The organism is Mycolicibacterium boenickei, assembly GCF_010731295.1.
GTDB lineage: Bacteria > Actinomycetota > Actinomycetes > Mycobacteriales > Mycobacteriaceae > Mycobacterium > Mycobacterium boenickei.
In genome coordinates, this window is record NZ_AP022579.1 from 1,285,635 (window position 1) to 1,308,083 (window position 22,449).

The 22,449-nt window shown below is 67.3% G+C and carries 20 protein-coding genes; 9 read left to right on the forward strand and 11 right to left on the reverse strand.

Going from position 1 to position 22,449, the window contains the following annotated elements:
- The first annotated feature begins 19 nt into the window (after positions 1-19).
- The 8 genes from G6N57_RS05985 (at position 20) to G6N57_RS06020 (ending at position 11,185) form a co-directional block, all read left to right on the forward strand.
- The gene (locus tag G6N57_RS05985) at positions 20-823 is read left to right on the forward strand and encodes an NUDIX hydrolase (RefSeq protein WP_077739694.1); all 804 of its coding nucleotides are present in this window, start codon (positions 20-22) and stop codon (positions 821-823) included.
- Entirely contained in the window at positions 820-3,312 is a 2,493-nt protein-coding gene (locus tag G6N57_RS05990) for a DUF6049 family protein (RefSeq protein WP_220098785.1), read from the forward strand. The genes G6N57_RS05985 and G6N57_RS05990 overlap by 4 nt, the downstream gene beginning before the upstream one ends.
- The gene (gene murJ / locus G6N57_RS05995) at positions 3,312-7,031 is read left to right on the forward strand and encodes a murein biosynthesis integral membrane protein MurJ (RefSeq protein WP_163646612.1); all 3,720 of its coding nucleotides are present in this window, start codon (positions 3,312-3,314) and stop codon (positions 7,029-7,031) included. Before G6N57_RS05990 ends, murJ begins: the two co-directional genes overlap by 1 nt.
- Before the next feature lie 99 nt (positions 7,032-7,130).
- On the forward strand, positions 7,131-7,793 hold the full coding sequence (sigM, locus tag G6N57_RS06000) for an RNA polymerase sigma factor SigM (protein WP_077739696.1): 663 nt from the start codon (positions 7,131-7,133) through the stop codon (positions 7,791-7,793).
- Positions 7,744-8,496, forward strand: a complete 753-nt coding sequence (locus G6N57_RS06005) for an RsmA family anti-sigma factor (RefSeq protein WP_097926327.1) — start codon at positions 7,744-7,746, stop codon at positions 8,494-8,496. Before sigM ends, G6N57_RS06005 begins: the two co-directional genes overlap by 50 nt.
- Before the next feature lie 81 nt (positions 8,497-8,577).
- Positions 8,578-9,513 carry a thioredoxin-disulfide reductase gene (gene trxB / locus G6N57_RS06010; RefSeq protein ID WP_036443651.1) on the forward strand — a complete coding sequence of 312 codons (936 nt, stop codon included), beginning with the start codon at positions 8,578-8,580 and terminating at the stop codon, positions 9,511-9,513.
- Positions 9,514-9,547: 34 nt separating this feature from the next.
- On the forward strand, positions 9,548-9,880 hold the full coding sequence (gene trxA, locus G6N57_RS06015; RefSeq protein ID WP_077739698.1) for a thioredoxin: 333 nt from the start codon (positions 9,548-9,550) through the stop codon (positions 9,878-9,880).
- A 111-nt stretch (positions 9,881-9,991) separates the two neighbouring features.
- Positions 9,992-11,185: an N-acetylmuramoyl-L-alanine amidase gene (locus tag G6N57_RS06020; protein WP_077739699.1), complete on the forward strand. Its 1,194-nt coding sequence runs from the start codon at positions 9,992-9,994 to the stop codon at positions 11,183-11,185.
- A 44-nt stretch (positions 11,186-11,229) separates the two neighbouring features.
- Here G6N57_RS06020 and G6N57_RS06025 read toward each other — a convergent pair whose 3' ends face one another.
- From G6N57_RS06025 to rpmH, 11 genes are all read right to left on the reverse strand, one after another.
- Positions 11,230-12,612 (reverse strand): family 1 glycosylhydrolase, encoded by a 1,383-nt coding sequence (locus G6N57_RS06025; RefSeq protein WP_077739700.1) that lies wholly within the window; start codon positions 12,610-12,612, stop codon positions 11,230-11,232.
- A gap of 40 nt (positions 12,613-12,652) precedes the next feature.
- A complete protein-coding gene (locus tag G6N57_RS06030) occupies positions 12,653-13,234 on the reverse strand; it encodes a TetR/AcrR family transcriptional regulator (protein ID WP_077739701.1) in 582 nt (193 codons plus the stop codon).
- A gap of 90 nt (positions 13,235-13,324) precedes the next feature.
- Complete coding sequence (locus tag G6N57_RS06035) at positions 13,325-14,200, reverse strand: acetyltransferase (protein WP_077739702.1); 876 nt, start codon at positions 14,198-14,200, stop codon at positions 13,325-13,327.
- 222 nt (positions 14,201-14,422) lie between these two features.
- Positions 14,423-15,463 (reverse strand): ParB/RepB/Spo0J family partition protein, encoded by a 1,041-nt coding sequence (locus G6N57_RS06040; RefSeq protein ID WP_077739703.1) that lies wholly within the window; start codon positions 15,461-15,463, stop codon positions 14,423-14,425.
- A 68-nt stretch (positions 15,464-15,531) separates the two neighbouring features.
- Entirely contained in the window at positions 15,532-16,518 is a 987-nt protein-coding gene (locus G6N57_RS06045; RefSeq protein WP_097926326.1) for a ParA family protein, read from the reverse strand.
- Positions 16,519-16,520: 2 nt separating this feature from the next.
- A complete protein-coding gene (rsmG, locus tag G6N57_RS06050) occupies positions 16,521-17,237 on the reverse strand; it encodes a 16S rRNA (guanine(527)-N(7))-methyltransferase RsmG (protein ID WP_077739705.1) in 717 nt (238 codons plus the stop codon).
- Between the two features lie 58 nt (positions 17,238-17,295).
- On the reverse strand, positions 17,296-17,838 hold the full coding sequence (locus G6N57_RS06055; protein WP_077739706.1) for a Jag family protein: 543 nt from the start codon (positions 17,836-17,838) through the stop codon (positions 17,296-17,298).
- A 39-nt stretch (positions 17,839-17,877) separates the two neighbouring features.
- Positions 17,878-18,954, reverse strand: a complete 1,077-nt coding sequence (yidC, locus tag G6N57_RS06060) for a membrane protein insertase YidC (RefSeq protein WP_077739707.1) — start codon at positions 18,952-18,954, stop codon at positions 17,878-17,880.
- Complete coding sequence (gene yidD, locus G6N57_RS06065) at positions 18,947-19,300, reverse strand: membrane protein insertion efficiency factor YidD (RefSeq protein WP_077739708.1); 354 nt, start codon at positions 19,298-19,300, stop codon at positions 18,947-18,949. The genes yidC and yidD overlap by 8 nt, the downstream gene beginning before the upstream one ends.
- Positions 19,297-19,653 carry a ribonuclease P protein component gene (gene rnpA / locus G6N57_RS06070; protein ID WP_077739709.1) on the reverse strand — a complete coding sequence of 119 codons (357 nt, stop codon included), beginning with the start codon at positions 19,651-19,653 and terminating at the stop codon, positions 19,297-19,299. Before rnpA ends, yidD begins: the two co-directional genes overlap by 4 nt.
- A 21-nt stretch (positions 19,654-19,674) precedes the next feature.
- On the reverse strand, positions 19,675-19,818 hold the full coding sequence (gene rpmH / locus G6N57_RS06075) for a 50S ribosomal protein L34 (RefSeq protein WP_003898363.1): 144 nt from the start codon (positions 19,816-19,818) through the stop codon (positions 19,675-19,677).
- A 515-nt stretch (positions 19,819-20,333) separates the two neighbouring features.
- Between rpmH and dnaA the strand changes: the two genes are divergently transcribed.
- Positions 20,334-21,869 (forward strand): chromosomal replication initiator protein DnaA, encoded by a 1,536-nt coding sequence (gene dnaA, locus G6N57_RS06080; RefSeq protein WP_077739710.1) that lies wholly within the window; start codon positions 20,334-20,336, stop codon positions 21,867-21,869.
- Positions 21,870-22,449 lie beyond the last annotated feature (580 nt).

The following is a 22,449-nucleotide window of genomic DNA, read 5'->3' on the forward strand; positions in this document are numbered from 1 at the left end:
GGCAGCTACTATCGCTTGGGTGTCGGACGGCGAACAGGCCAAACCACGACGGCGCCGCAGTCGGCGTCGTGGCCGTCGTCGTGCACAAAGGGCGGCCGGGCCGCCCGCGGGTGATCAGGGCACGGATGCCGCCGCCCCCAGCGAAGCGAGCGTCGGTTCCGCGAATCCCCCGCCGACCCCTCGTGACCAGTCCAAGCAACACAAGTCGCGGCCGCGTCGGCCACCGGAACGGCTACGCACCGTGCACGAGACCTCGGCCGGAGGCCTGGTCATCGACGGAATCGACGGCCCCAAGGACACCCAGGTGGCGGCCTTGATCGGCCGGGTCGACCGGCGCGGCCGGATGCTGTGGTCGCTGCCCAAGGGCCACATCGAGCTCGGCGAGACGGCCGAGCAGACCGCGATCCGCGAAGTCGCCGAAGAAACCGGTATCCGCGGTGACGTGCTGGCCGCGCTCGGCAGCATCGACTACTGGTTCGTCACCGAGGGCCGCCGGGTGCACAAGACCGTGCACCACTACCTCCTGCGCTTTCAGGGCGGGGAACTGTCCGACGACGACGTCGAGGTGACCGAGGTCGCCTGGGTCCCGCTGCGGGACCTACCCTCCCGGTTGGCCTACGCCGACGAGCGCAAGCTCGCCGAGGTGGCCGGGGAACTCATCGACAAACTGCACACCGAGGGACCGGGCTCCCTGCCGCCGCTGCCCCGCAGCGCGCCCCGGCGCCGTCCCCAGACCCACTCACACGCCCGCAATCACCGCCGCGACGACCCTGCGCAACCCCAGCCCCGCCGGCGCACGAACGGATGCGGACAGGGACCGTGACCGCGGCCCCGGCGGTGCGCCGAGGGGTTTCCCTCCTCGCGCACACAGTGGTGCTTGTGGCGGTGGTGTTGCTGTTCTCGGTGTGGTCCACCGCCGCGCTCCCCGTACTGCTGCCCCGCGCGCACGCGAGCGAACCCGGAGCGTTGCCGTTCCTCCAGATCCGCATCGACCGGGTCACCCCCGATGTCGTCACCACCACCAGCGAATCGGTGGTGACGGTCAGCGGGGCCGTGCTCAACGTCGGCGACCGGCCGGTTCGCGACGTGGACATCCGGATGGAACACGCGAAGGCCGTGACCTCCTCGAGTCAGCTGCGCACCGACCTGACCGGGGACGTCGCCCGATTCGAACCGGTGGCCGACTTCGTCACGTTGGCACCGGAGTTGGATCGCGGCCAGTCGGTGGGGTTCACGCTGTCCTACCCATTGCGCACCGAAGGTGCCGGATCGCTGAACATCACCGAACCCGGCGTCTACCCGGTGCTGATCAACGTCAACGGCACACCCGACTACGGTGCGCCGGCCAAACTCGACGACGCACGCTTCCTGCTACCGGTGCTCGGCGTACCCCCCGACCGGCCTGCGGGCGACACCCCTGACTCGATGTCGGCGGCCGACACCCTCAATTCGGTGGTGCCCCCGGACACGTCGCAGCCGGTGCGGATGACCATGCTCTGGCCGCTGGCAGACCGGCCCCGGCTGGCCCCGGGCGCACCCGGTGGAACCACACCCGTGCGCCTCGTCGACGACAGCCTCGCCGCCTCACTGGCCCCCGGCGGGCGGCTCGACACCTTGCTGTCCGCGGCCGACTTCGCCACCGGGCCGACCGTCGACTCCGGCGGCCAGATGCGGGCCACCCTGTGCCTTGCCGTCGACCCCGACCTGCTGGTCACGGTCAACGCGATGACCGGCGGCTACGTCGTCAACGACGGGCCCGACGCCGGGCCGGGCACCCCGACGCGACCCGGCACCGGTCAGGAAGCCGCGCTCGGGTGGCTGAATCGACTGCGTGCCCTCGCAGCGCGGCTCTGCGTGGCGCCGACCAACTACGCGCAAGCCGACCTGACCGCCCTGCAGCGGGTCGGTGATCCGGGCCTGAGCGCGATCGCCACCAACGGTGCCGGCGACATCGTCGACCAGATTCTCGGCGTCGCCTCAGTCCGGGGGGCCAGCCTCCTGGGCGACGGCCCGCTCACCCGCCCCGCGCTGGATCTCCTGGCCGCGCAGGGCCAGACGGTCAGCATCTCAGCCGCACACATCACCGCCCAGGATTCGGAAACCGGCGCTCCCGAGACCGCCGATGTCACGCCGCTGCGGTACCGGCCCGAAGTCGTGGCCGCGGGATTCGATCCGGCCGTCGGTGCCGCGCTGGCAGGTGCGGGCACCGACCCGGTGGCACCGTCCTACCTGGATCCGTCGCTGGAGATCCCGGTGCGCCACGACTCGCAGACCGCGCGGCGCCAGGACGCCCTCGGCGCGCTGCTTTGGCGCGGGCTCACGCCCGCCGAGGAGCCTCGGACCCAGATCCTGATGCCGCCGCTGGTGTGGTCGCTGGACGCCGACGACGCGCAGGCCATCCTGACGTCGGTGGCCACCACGATCCACGCCGGGCTGGCCGTACCGCGCCCGCTGCCCGCGGTGATCGCCGAGAGCAATGCCGTGCCCCCGGAGCCGGTGGCCCCCGCGCCGCCGGATTCCCTTGGCAACCCGCGCGGCAACATCGACGAGAACATCGACGGCGGCATCGCGGCCGTGATCAGCCGGCTGTGGGGGCTGACCGCCGCGCTGACCACCGACGAGCGCACCGGCCTGACCGGCATGCAGTACACCGCCCCACTACGGGAGGACATGCTGCGGGCACTGAGCCAATCCGTACCTCCCGAGTCCCGGGACGGGCTGGCCGAGCAGCGGCTGCAGACCGTCAGCCGCAGCGTGAACGACATGTTCGGCGCGGTGACGATCGTGAACCCGGGCGGGGCGTACACGCTGGCCACCGAACGCAGTCCGCTGCCGCTGGCGCTGCGCAACGATCTGCCGGTTCCGGTGCGCGTCCGGCTGCACGTCGACGCCCCGCCCGGCATGACCGTCACCGACATGGGCGAGATCGAGCTGCCACCGGGCTACCTGCCGTTGCGGGTGCCGATCGAAGTGCATTTCACCCAGCGGGTGGCCGTCGATGTCAGCCTGCAGACCACCGACGGCCTCACCCTCGGTGATCCGGTGCGGCTGTCGGTGCATTCCAACGCCTACGGCAAGGTGCTGTTCTTCATCACGCTGTCGGCCGGGGCGGTGCTGGTGACGCTCGCCGGGCGCCGGTTGTGGCACCGCTTCCGCGGACAGCCCGACCGTGCCGACCTCATCCCACCGGGCGAACACCCGGATCCGCTCGACGTCGCCATGGCATTCAACGCCGACGCGGGAGACAGCGTCGCGCCCGCCGCGGCGCCGACCGCCCCGCCGACCTCCGAAACCAGCCCGGATCGATCCTGATGATCCCGCCCGACCAACCCGGGACCCGCCAGCCGGGCCCGCCCATCCCGAACCCGGCCCGCCCACCCGGCCCGCCGAGGATCCCGCATGCCACGGGGCCGGCCCGACCGGCGGGGCGCACCGAGTTGTCCGACGCCGCGGTGGTGTCCCGGTCGTGGGGCATGGCGTTCGCCACGCTGATCTCCCGCATCACCGGATTCCTCCGGTTCGTTCTGCTCATGGCGCTGCTCGGCGGACCCCTGACGAGTTCGTTCTCGGTGGCCAACCAGCTGCCCAACATGGTCGCCGCGCTGGTGCTCGAGGCCACCTTCACCGCGATCTTCGTGCCGGTACTGGCCCGCGCCGAACGCGACGACGCCGACGGCGGCACCGCCTTCATCCGGCGGCTGGTGACGCTGGCCACCACCCTGCTGCTGGTCACCACCGTGCTGTCGGTGCTGTGCGCGCCGCTGCTGGTGCGGCTGATGCTCGGCAACGATCCGCAGGTGAACAACCCGCTGACCGTGGCATTCGCCTACCTGCTGCTGCCGCAGGTCTTGTTCTACGGGTTGACGTCGGTGTTCGGCGCGATCCTCAACACCCGCAACGTGTTCGGTCCCCCGGCCTGGGCCCCCGTGCTCAACAACGTGGTGGCGATCGTGACGCTGGGCGTCTTCGTCCTGGTGCCCGGCGAGCTGTCGAGCGATCCGGTCCAGCTCGGCACGGCGAAATTGGTGGTCCTCGGTGTCGGCACCACGCTGGGCGTGGTGGTGCAGGCCGTCGTGCTGTTCGTGGCGATCCGCGCCGAACGGGTGAGCCTGCGACCGTTGTGGGGCATCGACGACCGGCTCAAGAAGTTCGGCACCATGGCCTCGGCGATGGTGCTCTACGTGCTGATCAGCCAGGTCGGCCTGATCGTCGGCAACCAGATCGCCAGCACGGCGGCCGCCTCCGGACCGGCGATCTACAACTACACCTGGCTGGTGTTGCAGCTGCCGTTCGGGATGATCGGCGTCACCGTGCTGACCGTGGTGATGCCGCGCCTGAGCCGGAACGCGGCGGCCGATGACGTCCCTGCCGTCCTCGACGATCTGTCCCTGGCCACCCGCCTGACGATGGTGACGCTGATCCCGATCGTGGCGATGATGACCGTCGGCGGACCGGCGATCGGCAGCGCGCTGTTCGCCTACGGCAACTTCAGCGCCACCGACGCCGGTTACCTCGGGATGGCGATCACGCTCTCGGCTTTCACGCTGATCCCCTACGCGCTGGTGCTGCTGCAGCTGCGGGTGTTCTACGCGCGGGAGAAGCCGTGGACCCCGATCGTCATCATCGTCGTGATCACGATCGTCAAGATCGTCGCCTCGATCGCCGCGCCGCACCTGACCGACAACCCGAACATGGTGGCCGGCTACCTGGGCCTGGCCAACGGTCTGGGCTTCTTGGCCGGTGCGGTGGTCGGCTACGTGCTGCTGAAGGCCAACCTGCGTCCGCGCGGCGGGCGGCTGCTGCGCGACGCGGTGATCCGCACGATCCTGGTGACCATCGCGGCGTCGTTGGTCGCGAGCCTGGTGGCCCACGCCGCGGATCGGCTGCTGGGGCTGGACTCGTTGACCGAGCGCGCCGGAGCCGCCGGTTCACTGCTGCGCCTGGTCGCGCTCGGCGTGATCATGGTCCCGATCATCGCCGGCGTGATGCTCGCGGCGCGCGTGCCCGAGGCCCAGTCGGCACTGGCCGTGGTCCGCCGCCGGCTCGCGCGGGGGCGTGTCGCTCCGCCGCCGGGGGGCGCAAAGGTAGCCGTGCAAACAATTTCGCCGCCCGTCGGGCCTCATCCCTCAGCACCCGTCACGTACCCTGATCAGAGGAATTCTTCTCCCACTGGGTGGCCGTCAAGCCCGGCAGCCGCCGGAGGCGGGAGTCCGGCAGGTGTTGCCGGGGCGGGGATGTGGAAAGGATCACCGGTGACCGACGAATCTGCGGACGGCCCGGCACTGGACTCCACGTCGAGTACCGGGATGACAACCGAGACGACGAAGTTGCCACGCCCGGCCGCCGACGAGTTCCAGCCCGACGTGCCCCCGGCCGGCCCGGCAGCCGCCACACCAGCTGACGACGACGCAGCCGACGAGCCGGCCGCGGCCCGGTCGAACGGCGCGACGCGCCCGCTCACCGACTTCGGCGGCGACCCGACCCGTGAGCCCATCTCGTTCGCCCCGCCGCACGACGCCGCGCTGGAATCCGCCGAAGACGACGTGCACCTCATTCCTGGCGCGACCATCGCCGAGGGGCGCTACCGCCTGCTCGTGTTCCACGGCGGTCCACCGCACCTGCAGTTCTGGCAGGCGCTCGACACCGCACTGGACCGCCAGGTGGCACTGACCTTCGTCGATCCCGACGCCACCATGCCCGATGCCAAGGTGCAGGAGATCCTTTCGCGCACCCTCAAACTCAGCCGTCTCGACGTTCCCGGGATCGCGCGGGTGCTCGACGTGGCCCACAGCGGGTCCGGCGGCCTGATCGTCTCGGAGTGGATCCGCGGCGGGTCGCTGGCCGAGGTGGCCGACACCTCGCCGTCCCCGATCGGCGGGGCCCGGGCCATCCAGTCGCTGGCCGCTGCCGCCGAGGCGGCCCACCGCGCCGGCGTCGCGCTGTCGATCGATCACCCGAGCCGGGTGCGCGTCAGCATCGAAGGCGATGTGGCACTGGCGTTTCCGGCCACCATGCCCGACGCCACCCCCGACGACGACATCCGCGGCATCGGAGCCGCGCTCTACGCACTTCTGGTCAACCGCTGGCCGCTGCCCGAGTCCGGCACGCGCAGCGGGCTGGAGCCGGCCGCATTGGACCAGGCCGGCCAACCGGTCGAGCCGCGCGCCATCGACCGGGACATCCCGTTCCAGATCTCGGCGGCCGCCGCGCGCGCCGTTCAGCCCGGCGGTGGGATCCGCAGTGCTCCAACACTTTTGAACCTGCTGCAACAGGCCACCGCGATCGCCGACCGCACCGAGCTGCTGGGCTCGGTCGAGGAGACTCCCGCTCCGGCCGCCCCGGTCCGGGCACATGAGACGCCCGAGGAACACGAAGCCGCCGAGGCCCGGCGCCGCAAAGGCCTGATCATCGGAATCAGCGTGGGCGCCGCCATCATCCTGGTCGCCCTGATCGTGATGGCTTCGGTGCTCAACAGCATCTTCGGCGATGTCGGCGGCGGCCTGAACCGCGACGAGCTCGGCCTCAACGCGCCGTCGGCGAGCACCGAAGAATCCCAGGACAATTCGAACGCTGCCACCGGAAGCACCGTGAAACCCGTTCGGGCCACGGTGTTCTCGCCCGAAGGCGAAGCCGATTCGCCGGCCACCGCCGGGCAGGCCATCGACGGCAACTCCAGCACGGCGTGGTCCACCGACACCTATTCGGATCCGGCCCCGTTCCCCGGGTTCAAGAACGGCGTCGGCCTGATGCTGCAGTTGCCGCAGCCGACCGTGATCGGTGCGGTCACCCTCAACGTGACGAGCACCGGCACCTCGGTACAGATCCGCTCGGCCCAGTCCGCCACCCCGTCGTCACTGTCGGACACCACCGAGCTGGCCCCGCCGACCCCGCTGAAGCCCGGCTCCAACACCATTTCGGTGAACAAGGCGTCGTCGACCTCCTACGTGCTGGTGTGGATCTCGACGCTGGGCACCGTGGACGGCAAGAGCCGCACCGACATCTCCGAAATCACCCTCAAAGCGGCCTCCTGACCCGTCATCCACAGCCGCTCCGGAGCGTTGACCAGGCGATATAACCCGCTGGGCAAACAAGTGTCCAGGCCGGTGCCCCACAGCGTTTAAGTTCAGCGGGTGGGAAGGTTCGGGGGAGCCGGCAAGCCGGAGACGGCGACGACGCGGGGGCACGGGGAAGATGCGACCGTCACGCGTTCTGATGCCGAACTGCTGGCCGCCCACGTCGCCGGCGACCGATACGCGTTCGAGGAGCTGGTGCACCGACATCACCGGCAGCTGCGTCGCCTGGCCTTTCTGACCAGCCGCCATCACGAGGACGCCGACGACGCGGTGCAGGAAGCCCTGCTTTCGGCACACCGCACCGCGGCATCGTTCCGGCACGACTCGGCGGTCAGCAGCTGGCTGTACCGGATCGTGGTCAACGCCTGCCTGGACCGGGTGCGCCGGTCGCGCACCCAGCCCGCCGCGTCCTCGCACGAGTTCAGTCATCTGCTGCACGTGCACGACCCCGCCGGTGACCCGGCGCCGCGGGTGGCGACCGCGATCGTGGTGGAGCGGGCACTCATGCAGCTGCCGGTCGAACAGCGCGCCGCGGTGGTGGCGGTCGACATGCAGGGCTATTCGGTGGCCGAGACCGCACAGCTGCTCGGGGTGGCCGAGGGCACCGTGAAGAGCCGCTGCGCCCGCGCCAGACACAAACTGGCTCGCCTACTCCAGTATTTTGAAGCCGATGAACGGCAGCACGCCCCGAGTGCCGTCGGACGGCCCGATTCCTGCTGAGCTGCTGGCTGACCTGCAGGCCGGGCTGCTCGACGACACCACCGCCGCGGATGTGCGCCGGCGCGTGCGTACCGACCCGCTGGCCGGCCCCGACGCCAGGAACACGCTGGCCGCCCTCGATCGGGTCCGCCGCGATCTGCGCGAGCTCGGGGCGGATTCGCAGTCTGCGCCGCCGGTGCCCGCCGAGGTCAGCGCCCGGCTGACCGAGGCGCTGCGGGCCGAACCGGCCCCGCGAACCCCGCCCACGAGACGCTGGAAGTCGATCGCCGCGGTGACCGGAGCCGGTGCCGCCGTGGTGGCCGCGGTCCTGGGCGGAGTCGTACTGACCCGCCCGGCAGGTGAGGCGCCCTCGGCGCGCGTCAGCCTGGGCCAGATCACGGTGTCACCGCCGCGGGCCGCGGTCGGCCTGTCCGAGGCCCAGATCCTGGGCCTGCTGTCCAAGCCTCCTGATCTGGGGCCGCTGGCCGACGCCAAACGCCGCACCGCCTGCCTCACCGCGCTGGGATACTCTCCCGGGGTCCGGATTCTGGGCGCCCAGCCGGTCGAAGTAGCCGGTCAGCGCGGTGTGCTGGTCCTGATGCCCCCGAATCCACCCGACACACCCGAATCTGTCGTTGCCGTGGCGCTCGCCGCGGACTGCGACGCCGGTCATGCCGGGTCACTGGCCCAGACCGTGGTCAAACGCCCGGCGAGGCATCCGTAGTCTGTCCTACGAACTCACCTGGGAACACATCCGGCCTAGGCTGACGTTGCAACCCGTGCCGAGTACGGCAGAAAGGCTTACATGTCCAACTCAGCGACGGTTCACGACGTCATCATCATCGGTTCCGGCCCCGCCGGATACACAGCGGCGATCTACGCCGCCCGCGCCCAGCTCAAGCCGCTGGTGTTCGAGGGCACCCAGTTCGGTGGCGCGCTGATGACCACGACCGAGGTGGAGAACTACCCGGGATTCCGCGAGGGCATCACCGGCCCCGAGCTGATGGACGAGATGCGCGAGCAGGCGCTGCGCTTCGGCGCGGATCTGCGCATGGAAGACGTAGACGCCGTCGACCTCACCGGCCCGGTGAAATCGGTCACCGTCGGCGACGAAACCCACCAGGCCCGGTCGGTGATCCTGGCGATGGGTGCCGCGGCGCGGCATCTGGGCGTTCCCGGTGAGGAAGCCCTGACCGGCATGGGTGTGAGCACCTGCGCCACTTGCGACGGGTTCTTCTTCCGCGACGAGGACATCATCGTGGTCGGCGGCGGCGATTCGGCGATGGAGGAAGCGACGTTCCTCACCCGGTTCGCCCGGTCGGTGACGCTGATCCACCGGCGCGACGAGTTCCGTGCCTCCAAGATCATGCTGGAGCGGGCCCGCGCCAACGAGAAGATCACCTTCCTCACCAACACCGAGATCACCCAGATCGAGGGCGATCCGAAGGTGACCGGTGTTCGGCTTCGCGACACGGTCACCGGTGAGGAGTCCAAGCTCGAGGTCACCGGCGTGTTCGTCGCGATCGGTCACGACCCGCGCTCGGAACTGGTGCGCGGGCAGATCGATCTCGATGACGAGGGCTACGTGAAGGTCATCGGCCGCACCACCGCCACCACGCTCGACGGCGTGTTCGCCGCGGGCGACCTTGTCGACCACACCTACCGCCAGGCCATCACCGCTGCGGGCAGCGGCTGTTCGGCGGCAATCGACACCGAGCGTTGGCTCGCCGAAAACGACTGATCACCAACCGATTTCGACCTGACAGGAGAGTTCCATGAGTGCGGACAGCGCGACAGTAACCGTCACCGACGATTCGTTCTCCACCGACGTCCTGACCAGCAGCACCCCAGTGCTGGTGGATTTCTGGGCCACCTGGTGCGGGCCGTGCAAGATGGTCGCCCCGGTGCTCGAGGAGATCGCCGGCGAGAAGGCCGGCGAACTGCGGGTCGCCAAGATCGACGTCGACGCCAACCCCGCCACCGCCCGCGACTTCCAGGTGGTGTCGATCCCGACGCTGATCCTGTTCAAGGACGGCCAGCCGGTCAAGCGGATCGTCGGCGCCAAGGGCAAGGCCGCACTGCTGCGGGAACTCGCCGACGCGCTCTGACCTCACTCACACCCCGGATACGCCTGGCGTTTTCCGGTATGTGGCCGAAATCTGAGACAATGCTGGCTAGCTAGTCCGGCAGACGGCCGGAGACCAGCATGGAGGGGCCGAATGTCGAGTCTGCGTCGCGGTGACCGTGGCGGAGCAGTCACCGAGATCCGGGCAGCGTTGGCCGCATTAGGCCTGATCGACAATCCGGACGCCGATTTGAGCACCGGTAGGCATGTTGCGCTCGACGCGTTCGATGACGAGCTCGACAGCGCCGTCCGGGCGTTTCAGCAGCGCCGCGGCTTGCTGGTCGACGGAATCGTCGGGGAGGCCACGTATCGCGCCCTGCGCGAGGCCTCCTACCGGCTCGGTGCACGCACCCTGACCCACCAGTTCGGTGCGCCCATGTACGGCGACGACGTGGCGACCCTGCAGGCCCGCTTGCAGGACCTCGGCTTCTACACCGGAATGGTGGACGGCCATTTCGGCCTGCAGACCCACAACGCGTTGTCTTCTTATCAGCGCGAGTACGGGCTCTACCCCGACGGTATCTGCGGACCGGAAACGTTGCGCTCGTTGTATTTCCTCGGCTCCCGGGTTACCGGCGGGTCGCCGCACGCAATCCGCGAAGAGGAGCTGGTGCGCCGCTCCGGTCCTCAGCTGTCGGGTAAGCACGTCATCATCGACCCGGGCCGCGGCGGTGCCGACCACGGCATGATCATGAACGGGCCGGACGGACCGATCAGCGAAGCAGACATCTTGTGGGACTTGGCAAGTCGGCTGGAAGGCCGGATGACCGCGATCGGCATGGAGACCTTCATCTCCCGGCCGGCCAACCGTAGTCCCTTGGATCCCGAACGGGCCGCCACCGCCAACCGGGTCGGCGCCGATCTGATGATCAGCCTGCGGTGTGAGAGCCAATGCTCCCCCGCTGCCAACGGGGTGGCCTCCTTCCACTTCGGCAACTCCCATGGTTCGGTGTCCACCATCGGCCGCAATCTTTCCGACTTCATTCAACGAGAAGTGGTGGCCCGCACCGGTCTTCGCGATTGCCGATCACACGCCCGGACCTGGGATCTGTTGCGTCTGACCCGGATGCCCACCGTCCAGGTCGACATCGGGTACATCACAAATCCGCATGACCGCGGGCTGCTGTTGTCCACCCAGACCCGCGACGCCATCGCCGAGGGCATCCTGGCCGCGGTCAAGCGGCTGTACCTGCTGGGCAAGAACGACCGCCCCACAGGAACTTTCACGTTCGCCGAGTTGTTGGCGCATGAGTTGTCGGTCGAGCAACAGGCGGGCCGCGGCGCGTGAGCGCCAATCAAGCGTGAGCGCGTGAGCGCCAATCGAGCTGGGAATCACCGTAACTCGGCGAGAGGCCCGTTGGGATCGAGCGGTGCACAGCTGTCCTCCCCGACGGTCGTCGAGCAGTGGGCTGTGGGGAGCACCGGCCGGTATCCCGGCGCGGTACCTCCGTCACGAGTGATCTGCGTGTAGGTCGCTACCGCATCGGTGGGCACGCGCTTCAGCGCCGGATCGCCCAGCGCGTCTACGGTGTACAGGCCGAAACGTGGCCGGTAGCTTCCCCATTCGTAGTTGTCGAGTAGCGACCAGTAGTTGTAGCCGACGATCGGGATCCCGTCGGCCTTGGCCCGCTGCAGCCAGAAGACCGTGTCGGAGAGGTGCTGCGACCGCGTCACTCCATCGGATCGGGGCTTGCCGTTGTCGGTGACCATCCCGTTCTCGACGACATAGATGGGTAGGCCCGGATACTGCTGGGCGTAGTGGCGCGCCACGTAGTAGATGTCCTCGGGCTGCAGTTTGATGTTCCAGCGGGCGGCCAGGCTCTGGCCGGAAGCCGGATTGTCCTGCGCCGTCCCGGTGTAGTAGTCGAATCCGAGGTAGTCGAGGCTGTCGTCGACCCGGTCGAAGAACGATGTGTCGATACCCTTGACGCCCAGTCCGGCGAACTGCGCCAACACCTCCGGCGGAAGGTACGCCTCGTTGGTGGTGACCTTGGCGTCGGGATCGGCGTCGTGCGCCGCACGGTAGACGGCACGGTGCGCGTCGGCCACCCGGTCGAGGAACGTTTCGAATTCGTCGGGCTGGACGGCGCCTGTCCGCACCTCCATCGCCCCGAAGGCCAGCGGTTCATTGATGCTGACCCACAGCACACCTTGCCCCGCATAGCGTTTGGTGATCGCGGTGGCGAACTCCTCGAACGCGTCCACGTTGTTCATGAACCCGCCACGGTCGGCGACCCATCCGGGGTAGACCCAGTGCATCAGCGTGATCATCGGCGTCATGCCGTTCTCGCGAAGAGTTGCAACCACGTCGTCGTAGTAGGCCAGCTCCTTCTCGTCCCACTTGCCCGGTTCGGGCATCACCCGCGCCCATTCCAGCCCGAACCGGAAGGTGTTGACACCCATGGCATGTGCGTTGGCGATGTCCTCCTGATAGCGGTGCCGGAAGTCGTCGGCCTGCTGGTACGGCTCGACCTCGCCGTCCGTCAGCGGGTCGGACCCGGGTCCGGCCGGCTTGCCCGCTGTCCGGTCGACGTACCGGCGCCAGTTGCTGTCGGGCGCGGCGCCCTCCACCTGGTAGCCGGCGGTGGCGGTGCCCCAGTAGAAGTTGCGGTCCCACCCCGACGCTTTGTCGGCCTGCTCGTGCCGGGTACCGCATCCGGACATGCCCATCGCGACGACGAGTGCCGACGCCAACACCACCTTGTTCCACTGCATGCCAAAACCATACACTGCACGGTTTTATTGGTGCGGCCCGTCAGGCAAGCAGTCTCTGCCACACCTTCCGGACGTGGGCACCCATATCGATCGAGGGATCCGACATCCACTGGATCTGGATGCCATCGGCTGCGGAAATCAGTGCGGCGGCGGCGAATTCCGCGTCAACATGCGGTGGCACCGTTCCTTCCGCCTGTCGCCGAGCGACATGATCAGCGATGACACTGCGCATCCAGTCGTAGCGGCCGCGAAGGTACTCTGCGGCCGGATGCGCCGGGTCGATCGCAGCAGCGGCCGCCAACGACAGATAGACCGTCCCCGACCCGGGCTTGCTCGCCTTGTCGACCATGGCCAGCGCCAACGCCTCCCCCGGATCGGTATCGTCGCCAGAATTCCGGTACCACTCTTCGAATTTCGCGTCGCCGTCGCGCTGGATCTCGGTGAGTAGGAGGTCACGGGTCGGGAAGTAGTGCATCAGGCCCGCCAGGCTGATCCCGGCTTCCTTCGCGATCGCCCGCATCGAGGCACCGGCCTCGCCATCGCGTTCCAGCACCGCGAGTGCGGCCACCTTGATTTCCGCGCGCTTGGCCTCACCCTTGGCGTACCGCCCTACCGCTGGCATGAGCAACAGGCTATGACTTCAGCCCGGTCAGCCGGTGTCCGGGCGTCCGTTCCGTGGCCACGAGTGGCCGGATCGCTGCCACCGCGATCCTCAACCTTGCTGTCGGACAGCGCTTTCAGCTCCGAAGCCGGCCGATGACATCCCCGCGCCGATGGGCACTTCGATCCGGGCGTTCTCGAGCAGGCGTTCAAGCGCGGCTTCGACCTCGGCCTTCCAGCCGAGTCCCTTGTCGAGTTCCAGGCGCAGCCGCGGGAAGTACGGGTGCGGCGCCACCACCGTGAAACCGACGTCCTCCAGGAAATCGGAGGTCAGCATGCACTCGTCAACCGAACAGTCCCCCAGCACCGCCACCACCGGGGCCAACTCGTCGGGAAGCTTTCCGCAGTCGGCCATTTCGGTCACGGCCGCGGTGTAGCCAAACGCTTCCAGTGCCCGAACGCCGCGGCGCACCAGGTCGTTGACCACCGCGGCAAGCAGGCTCTGCGACAGCAGTTCGCGATCGTCGGCGCACTCCACCCCGACCGTGGTCAACAGAATCGCGTCGGCACTCACCGGAGCAGTCGGGAACAGCCGAGCTCGAGGTACCGCACCCGGAGGTGCATAGAACGCGAAGCCCAGGCACGGATCGTCGATGACGGCCGGGGGCGTCCAGTCGTCCGCTCCCGGCACCTCGAAGTCAGCTGAACCGGTGCGCTTCGCCAAATCGACGTCGGCATCGGAGCCGGCGTCCGGCCCGGCACCGGTCTCCCCTTCCGGTCTGTCCGGGCGCGCCGTCACCGCCAACTGACCGCATGACCCCCACTCGAGCATCACCATCGAGAGCCAGGCTTCTTTTTCGAATTCAGGGTCCGTGAGGTGATCGTCACCCACCGTGGACGGGTCGACTTCCCAGAACACACACCGCCGGGCATGCTTGGGCAGCTGCTCGAAGCCCTCGAGTCGAAGCGGCGTGATTCGTGCTGTCACTGAGGTCCCTGGCTTTCACACTGTGTGCGTGGCTGCCCCTCAAGAATAGGAGAGTCCGCCGGAGTCGGCCCACTGCGCCCTGAAAATATCATCGAGCTCCGCCTCCGAAGTGAAATGCTATGCCGCACAGATGCTTTGCGCTATGTGGTGCTCACAACTGCAAGCTCTGATCACTGTTGTGTCACAGTGACGGAACAACCTGGTGTCCTCGGTCGTGGGTTTTCAGTGCTCTTCCGCGCTCATGATCTCGACAATCCGCTGCAGATCGTCGACCGACCCGAACTCGACCACAATCTTGCCTTTCCGTTTGCCGAGGCTCACCGTCACCCGGGTATCGAAGGCTGACGAGAGCCGTTCAGCAACATCCTGGAGGCCGGGCATCTGGATGGGCTTGCGCCGCGGTGCGGGCGGTGCGGTGTTGCCCTCGCGATTGGCCAGGGTCACGGCTTCCTCGGTGGCGCGCACCGACATGCCTTCGGCGACGATCCGGGCGGCCAGCTCCTCCTGCTTCTCCGCTCCCCCTTCGAGGGCTAGCAGGGCCCGGGCGTGACCCGCGGACAGCACGCCCGCCGCCACCCGGCGCTGTACGGCGATCGGCAGACGCAGCAGCCGGATCATGTTCGAGATCAGTGGTCGCGAGCGACCGATCCGGGCGGCCAGTTCATCGTGGGTGACTTCGAACTCGTCGAGCAGCTGTTGGTAGGCCGCAGCCTCTTCCAGTGGGTTGAGCTGTACCCGGTGGATGTTCTCGAGCAGGGCATCGCGCAGCATGCTGTCATCGCCGGTCTCCCGGACGATCGCGGGGATGGCTTCCAGGCCGGCCTGCTGGGCCGCGCGCCAACGCCGCTCCCCCATCACCAGTTGATAGCGTCGCTCGCCGTTCTCCTCGACAGCACGGACGACGATCGGCTGCATCAATCCGAACTCACGGATGGAGTGCACCAACTCGTTGAGCGCCTCTTCGTCGAACACCTGGCGCGGCTGGCGCGGGTTCGGCTGGATCAGGCTGGGATCGATCTCCCGGTAGGTGGCACCGACATCGCCGGCGAGGACCGGATCGTCCCCATCGTGCGCGGCGGGTGTCGTGACCGCTGCCGGTGGTCCCCCGTCACCCGACGTCGCTGACGGACCGAGCAGAACGTCGGCCGCGGTGGCACCGATCCTGGGGCTCAGCGCGTCGGTGCCGTCCTCAGCGGGACCGGTCGGAATGAGGGCTGCCAATCCCCTGCCCAGGCCACTCCGCTTCCGTGCCGGCTGATTCATGGTCGTCTCCTGCTCATTGCTGCCGTCCGCTGTCTGCTGTTGTCTGGTTGCTGATCTACTGCGCGTGTTTACTGCCCGCGGGGCGGAGCCCCACGCTCTGCGATCTCGCGGCTGGCGTCGAGATAGCTCAACGCACCGCGAGATCCCGGATCGTAATCGAGGATCGTCATCCCGTAGCCGGGGGCTTCGGATACCTTCACGCTCCGCGGGATGACCGTGCGCAACACCTTGTCCCCGAAGTGCTCGCGCACATCCTCGGCGACCTGATCCGCCAGCTTGGTCCGCCCGTCGTACATCGTCAGTATCACCGTGGAGACCGACAGTTCCGGATTGAGATGCGCCTTCACCATCTCGATGTTGCGCAGCAGCTGCCCCACACCTTCCAGCGCGTAGTACTCGCACTGGATCGGGATGAGTACCTCGGGCGCGGCCACCAACGCGTTGATGGTCAGCAGGCCCAGGGACGGCGGGCAGTCGATGAACACGTAGTCGAAGTTGTGGTTCGCCAGGGCGGCGAGCGCCGACCGCAGCCGCCCCTCGCGGGCCACCATGCTGACCAACTCGATCTCGGCGCCTGCCAGATCGATCGTGGCGGGAATGCAGAACAAGCGGTCGCTGTGCGGGCTCTGCTGCAGCGCCTCCTCCACCGGGATGTCACCGATGAGGACCTCATAGGACGACGGCGTGCCGGGGCGGTGCTCGATGCCCAGTGCCGTGCTGGCGTTGCCCTGCGGATCGAGGTCGATCACCAACGTCCGCAGTCCTTGCAGGGCCAGCGCGGCGGCGACGTTCACGGCGGTGGTGGTCTTGCCGACGCCGCCCTTCTGATTCGCGATCGTGAACACGCGCTGGCGTGCCGGTCGGGGAAGCTGCCCGTGGGAGGTATGGAGCACGCGCGTCGCCTGCTCCGCCTCCGCCGCTATCGGGGTGTCCATGCTGGCGTCCGTGGACCACGCGGTGCCGCCGGAGCTGTTCCACGTTTCACGTGAAACCGTTTCACGTGAAACGGCGGGCGTAGCATCCGCGCCTGCGGCTGCCTGCCGATCAGAACCCATCCTCATCTCCTGCCCGATCTCCCCCGCGACCCGGAGGCTCTGCCCGTCGACCGGCTGCCCGGTCTCACCGCTACGCGCCGCACGGCGACGACGGTTACGGGCGGGTTCAAATAGTTCACGCCACATTTCACCACCCTGGCATCGACTGCACCCAGGGAAGCCATCACACGCCGATGCTCTTCTATCTCAGCCTCAGCGCGCTCGCCCTTGAGGGCGAGCATCCTTCCGTCGACACGCAGCAGCGGCATGCTCCAGCGCGTCAACTTGTCCAGCGAGGCGACCGCACGCGAAGTCACCACATCCAACTCGCCGACAGATTTGCGTACCTCAGAGTCTTCGGCCCGTCCGCGGACCACCGTCACGTCGAGGCCCAACTCATCGACCGCCTCGCGCAGAAACTCGCTGCGACGCAGGAGGGGCTCAATCAACGTGACATGGATATCGGGGCGCGCCATCGCCAACGGGATACCCGGGAGGCCGGCGCCGCTGCCGATGTCGGCGACGCGCTCATCGGGAGCGAGAAGCTCTCCGAGAGCTGAGCTGTTGAGAATGTGTCGATCCCAGAGCCGGTCCACTTCCCGCGGACCGATCAGACCCCACTCGACACCGGCACCGGCCAGAATTGCCGCGTACCGCTCGGCGGTCTCCAGCCGATCTCCGAAGACCCCCGCCGCGGCGTCCGGTGCCGCGGGGACCGGTCCATGTTTCACGTGAAACATCCTCCGCACTCCCTACGGCACCGTCGCCGCAAACGAACTACACCTTTGTAACTAAAACTCAGCCAAGCAGAACGACGACGCGGCGCGACGGCTCCACACCCTCGCTCTCGCTGCGGACACCCTCGACCGCGGCGACCGCGTCGTGAACGATCTTCCGCTCGAACGGAGTCATCGGAGCCAGCTCCTCGCGCTCGCCCGACTCCAGCACGCGACGGGCCACCTTATCGCCCAGTGCCGCCAGCTCGTCACGACGGCGACGCCGCCACCGTGCGATGTCCAGCATCAGCCGGCTGCGCTCGCCGGTCTTCTGATGCACGGCCAGGCGGGTCAGCTCCTGGAGGGCGTCGAGCACCTCACCCTTGCGACCGACCAGCTTGCTCAGATCGCCACCGCCGTCGATGCTCACCACGGCCCGGTCCCCCTCGACGTCGAGGTCGATGTCCCCGTCGAAGTCCAGCAGGTCGAGCAGCTCCTCGAGATAGTCGCCGGCGATCTCGCCTTCGGCGACCAGTCGCTCCTCCAGGTCGTCCTCGCTCTTCGGCGCGGGCGCGGTGCCCTCCTCCAGCTCGGCGTCCGGCTCGGTCGTCTGTGCGTCCGTCATATCCGTCTTCTCCCTACTTGTAGCCAGTGTGAGAACTGGTCACCGTTTCCGCTTCTTGGGGCGCGCACCGGGCTTGGGTGTGCGGTTCACGCTCGACCCTCCCGATCCGCTTGCCGTGTTCTTCTGCTCGTCGGTCTGCGCGGCGCTCGTCTCGTCCTGGGCCGCAGACTCGGTGATCTCGGCCGGGCTCGCAGCGTCGGCCTTCTTGGCCCGGTTGGGCTTGGCGCCAGGGGCGGGCGCGTTCGCAGAGCGCCGTTCCAGCGCCTCGGCCTTCTTGGCTTCTTCTTCCTTCTCGATCATCCCGAACACGTAGTGCTGCTGTCCGTAAGTCCAGATGTTGTTGGACAACCAGTAGATGATCACGGCGAGCGGCAGGAACGGGCCACCGACCACCACACCGAGTGGGAACACGTACAGCGCCAGCTTGTTCATCATCGCGGTCTGCGGGTTGGCGGCCGCCTCCACGCTCTGGCGGGCCACCGAGGCCCGGCTGTTGAAGTGCGTGGCGATGCCGGCGAGGATCATGATCGGGACGCCGACCAGGACGACCGACAGCCGGTTGAATTCCGTGAACGCCTCGAGCCCGTGCTGCTGGACCATCGTCGCGCCGAGCGGTGCACCGAACAGGTTCGCGTCGAGGAAGTGGCCCACGTCGGTCGCGCTGAAAACATAGTTCGCCAGGCTGCGGTTCTCCTCCACCGACAGCCCCAGCCGGCCGATGCCGGTCTGCGTCCGGTTGAAGGACATCAGCACGTGGTACAGGCCCAGGAACACGGGCACCTGCGCCAGCATCGGCAGACAGCCGAGGATCGGGTTGAACCCGTGCTCGCGCTGCAGCTTCTGCATCTCCAGCGCCATCCGCTGGCGATCCTTGCCGTACTTCTTCTGCAGCGCCTTGATCTGCGGCTGCAGTTCCTGCATCTGCCGCGTGGTGCGGATCTGCTTGACGAAGGGCTTGTAGAGGATCGCGCGCAGGGTGAACACCAGGAACATCACCGACAGCGCCCAGGCGAAGAAATTCTCGGGGCCGAGCACGAAGGCGAACGCCTTGTACCAAACCCACATGATCGCCGACACCGGGTAATAAATGATGTCCAGGCTGAACCAATTAAACACGCGACTTGCTCTCCCCTCGCTTCGCTGGGGTCTCCCAGACAAGGTTTTCGGCGGCTATATCGCCAGACACGGTCTCATCAGACATCTTCGACTCGTGATCATGTGGGCACCGGTCCGGGATGGGATCCCATCCACCGGGGTGCCAGGGTCCGCATTTCAACAGTCGGATCAACGTCAGCCACCCGCCGCGGAACAAGCCGTATTCGGTGAGGGCATCGACCGCGTACTGGCTGCAGGTCGGCATGAATCGACACGACGGCAGTCGAAGCGGAGAAATGGTGTGACGGTAGAGCTGAATCAGGAAGATCGCGCCGCGGGCAGCACCGACACCCGCTCTGCGAATCATGGTGACGTCCTGCGCCGAGCCTCAAGGCGCTCGAGAGCGCGTTGCAACTGCTGCTCCAACCGCGGTGACGGCGCTTGACTGCTGCCGGCCCGCGCCCGGATCACCACGAGGTCCGTGGCATCCAGTTTGGGTATCACGGTGCGGGCGGCATGACGCAGCCGCCGGGACACCCGGTGACGTTCCACGGCGTTCCCGACGGCTTTGGACACGATCAGACCGACCCGCGGGCCGGTAGCGTCCGTCCCTTCGTGTAGCGCGTGTACGACAACGTCAGGTTGTACTGCACGCACGCCACGACTGACGGTGGCACTGAACTCCGCGGACCGCCTCATCCGGTATCGAGCCGGAAGCACCGCGCTAGATCCTGCGTCGAATCACGCAGTGAGTGCGCGACGGCCCTTGCTACGACGGTTGGCGACGATGGCGCGGCCGGCGCGAGTGCGCATCCGCAGCCGGAACCCATGCACGCGCGCACGGCGGCGGTTGTTGGGCTGGAAGGTCCGCTTGCCCTTGGCCACGTCAATCTCTCCTTGTTCCATTTGGCGACCGCGCTCACCGACGACAACATGTCGTCGAGAACACGGTCACCGTGCAAGCTCGGTTTAAGCTCGTCCGTCGTGCTTTACTAACCGGCGCGCTCTCCGGAAACCTCCCGGGCGCAGCCGTACCGCCACGTGCGGGCGACTGCTCGAGGGTACTGATGAGATTTCCCTCGGTCAAACCTGCGCCGATGCGCCTACATCGTCGGCATTCGATGTTGCAGAACTGTTGGCACATCGAGAGAAAACTGTTAGCTTCTGGCAATGCCGTTCCGAGCCTGGACCGGCCCCGGACAATAAGATGAGGACGTCGCTCCGCCGCAAGCCTCACAGCATGTGACGAACCCGGCACGACGCTCTCACACAACAGACAACAGAGCGACGACGACTGTCCTTTCTCCACAAGCTGTGGATAAATATGTGGACAGTTCGTCATCGTTCTTTTTGGTCGTCACCGGGTCGACCTCGAAGCACCTCAAAGGGGGAAACGGTCGTTGACAGCGGACCCCGACCCACCATTCGTCGCCGTCTGGAACAGCGTCGTAGCCGAACTCAACGGTGACCGCGACCCAGAGTCCGGTCTCTCCGGAGACACCGCCGCCCCCCAGCTGACTCCTCAGCAAAGGGCCTGGCTCAAGCTGGTCGAACCACTCGTGATCGCCGAGGGGTTTGCTCTGCTGTCGGTCCCCACCACGTTCGTCCAGAACGAGATCGAGCGTCATCTGCGCGAGCCCATCATCAACGCGCTCAGTCGCAAACTGGGCCAGCGCGTCGAACTCGGTGTGCGCATCGCCACCCCATCCGAGGAACCACAGGATTCCGCCGCGGAGACGCCTGCCGATTCCCGGGGCTCCGCCGAACCGGAGGGCGCCTCGAGTGCGCCTGCTGCCGACGTGGACGAGATCGACGACGACCGGGCCGCCAAGGTCAGCGCCGAAGAAAGCTGGCCGACGTACTTCAGCAGCCCGCAGCGTGACTCGACCGTCAGCGACGACAACGCGGTCAACCTCAACCGGCGCTACACCTTCGACACCTTCGTCATCGGTGCGTCGAACCGCTTCGCCCACGCCGCGACCCTGGCCATCGCCGAGGCACCCGCCCGGGCGTACAACCCGTTGTTCATCTGGGGCGAGTCCGGCCTCGGCAAGACGCATCTGCTGCACGCGGCCGGGAACTATGCCCAACGTCTCTTCCCCGGCATGCGCGTGAAGTACGTCTCCACAGAGGAATTCACCAACGACTTCATCAACTCGCTGCGCGACGACCGCAAGGCCTCGTTCAAGCGGAGTTACCGCGACATCGACATCCTGCTGGTCGACGACATCCAGTTCATCGAGGGCAAGGAAGGTATCCAGGAAGAGTTCTTCCATACCTTCAACACACTGCACAACGCGAACAAGCAGATCGTCATCTCCTCGGATCGCCCGCCCAAGCAGCTGGCGACCCTCGAGGACCGGCTGCGGACCCGTTTCGAGTGGGGCCTGATCACCGACGTTCAGCCGCCCGAACTGGAAACCCGCATCGCCATCCTGCGCAAGAAGGCGCAGATGGATCGGCTCGACGTTCCCGACGACGTGCTCGAGCTCATCGCCAGCAGCATCGAGCGCAACATCCGTGAGCTCGAGGGTGCGCTGATCCGCGTCACGGCCTTCGCCTCGCTCAACAAGACCCGGATCGACAAGGCACTGGCCGAGGTCGTGTTGCGCGATCTCATCGCCGACGCCACCACCATGCAGATCAGTACGGCCGCCATCATGGCCGCCACCGCCGAGTACTTCGAGACCACGGTGGAGGAGCTGCGAGGCCCCGGTAAGACCCGGGCCCTGGCGCAGTCCCGGCAGATCGCCATGTACCTGTGTCGCGAGCTCACCGATCTGTCCCTGCCCAAGATCGGCCAGGCGTTCGGACGTGATCACACGACGGTCATGTATGCGGAGAAGAAGATCCGCGGCGAGATGGCCGAGCGGCGCGAGGTTTTCGACCACGTGAAGGAACTCACCACGCGGATCCGCCAGCGCGCCAAGCGCTGAGCCGCGCTGTATCTCACTGTTCCCCCCTCGAGACGACACCCCGGCCGGGGTTCGATGCTGCCCTCATGCCGTCTTCGGCGTCTCACATCGTGGTCTCTTCGGGGCCGTCCGGCGAAAAATCTTGTAACAACTTTCGCCCCATTACGTACCACAAGTCACAGCCGACCGCTGTGGATACTGCTGTGCACAACCTGCGGGCAAACCACGGGATGAATGACAAAATCATCCACACGCCCGCATCTGTCCACACTCGAGCGCCGGTCCATCCACCGGTCTCCACAGCGGACTCACATTGCGACACACCGACGGTGCTGGGCAAACACCCGTTCATCCCCAGTTTTCACAGCCCCTAATACTGTTACTCAAATATCTTCTAAGAATTCTCTCTAGAAGAAGGGTGTTGGGGACACAGGACGGACCGTACGTCCGATCGGGGTCCCAGAGCACGAGCCAGTCCCCCATGTCACCCCGATCGATTAGCTTTCAAGTTGATGCGGAAAGCTCTACGGTGGTTCATCGACAGCGGTTTCCAGCTTTGTCATTCAGCGTCATGCTGCGTGGTGCGGTTTTCGGAAGACGC

Coding starts and splice junctions, on each gene's coding strand:
- G6N57_RS06005 (WP_097926327.1), top strand. CDS start 7,744: ATGAACGGCAGCACGCCCCGAGTGCCGTCGGACGGCCCGATTCCTGCT.
- murJ (WP_163646612.1), top strand. CDS start 3,312: ATGATCCCGCCCGACCAACCCGGGACCCGCCAGCCGGGCCCGCCCATC.
- G6N57_RS06045 (WP_097926326.1), bottom strand. CDS start 16,518: ATGGGTTCTGATCGGCAGGCAGCCGCAGGCGCGGATGCTACGCCCGCC.
- yidD (WP_077739708.1), bottom strand. CDS start 19,300: ATGATTCGCAGAGCGGGTGTCGGTGCTGCCCGCGGCGCGATCTTCCTG.
- G6N57_RS06030 (WP_077739701.1), bottom strand. CDS start 13,234: ATGCCAGCGGTAGGGCGGTACGCCAAGGGTGAGGCCAAGCGCGCGGAA.
- G6N57_RS06040 (WP_077739703.1), bottom strand. CDS start 15,463: ATGAATCAGCCGGCACGGAAGCGGAGTGGCCTGGGCAGGGGATTGGCA.
- trxA (WP_077739698.1), top strand. CDS start 9,548: ATGAGTGCGGACAGCGCGACAGTAACCGTCACCGACGATTCGTTCTCC.
- rsmG (WP_077739705.1), bottom strand. CDS start 17,237: ATGTTTCACGTGAAACATGGACCGGTCCCCGCGGCACCGGACGCCGCG.
- G6N57_RS06055 (WP_077739706.1), bottom strand. CDS start 17,838: ATGACGGACGCACAGACGACCGAGCCGGACGCCGAGCTGGAGGAGGGC.
- G6N57_RS06025 (WP_077739700.1), bottom strand. CDS start 12,612: ATGCAGTGGAACAAGGTGGTGTTGGCGTCGGCACTCGTCGTCGCGATG.
- trxB (WP_036443651.1), top strand. CDS start 8,578: ATGTCCAACTCAGCGACGGTTCACGACGTCATCATCATCGGTTCCGGC.
- G6N57_RS06020 (WP_077739699.1), top strand. CDS start 9,992: ATGTCGAGTCTGCGTCGCGGTGACCGTGGCGGAGCAGTCACCGAGATC.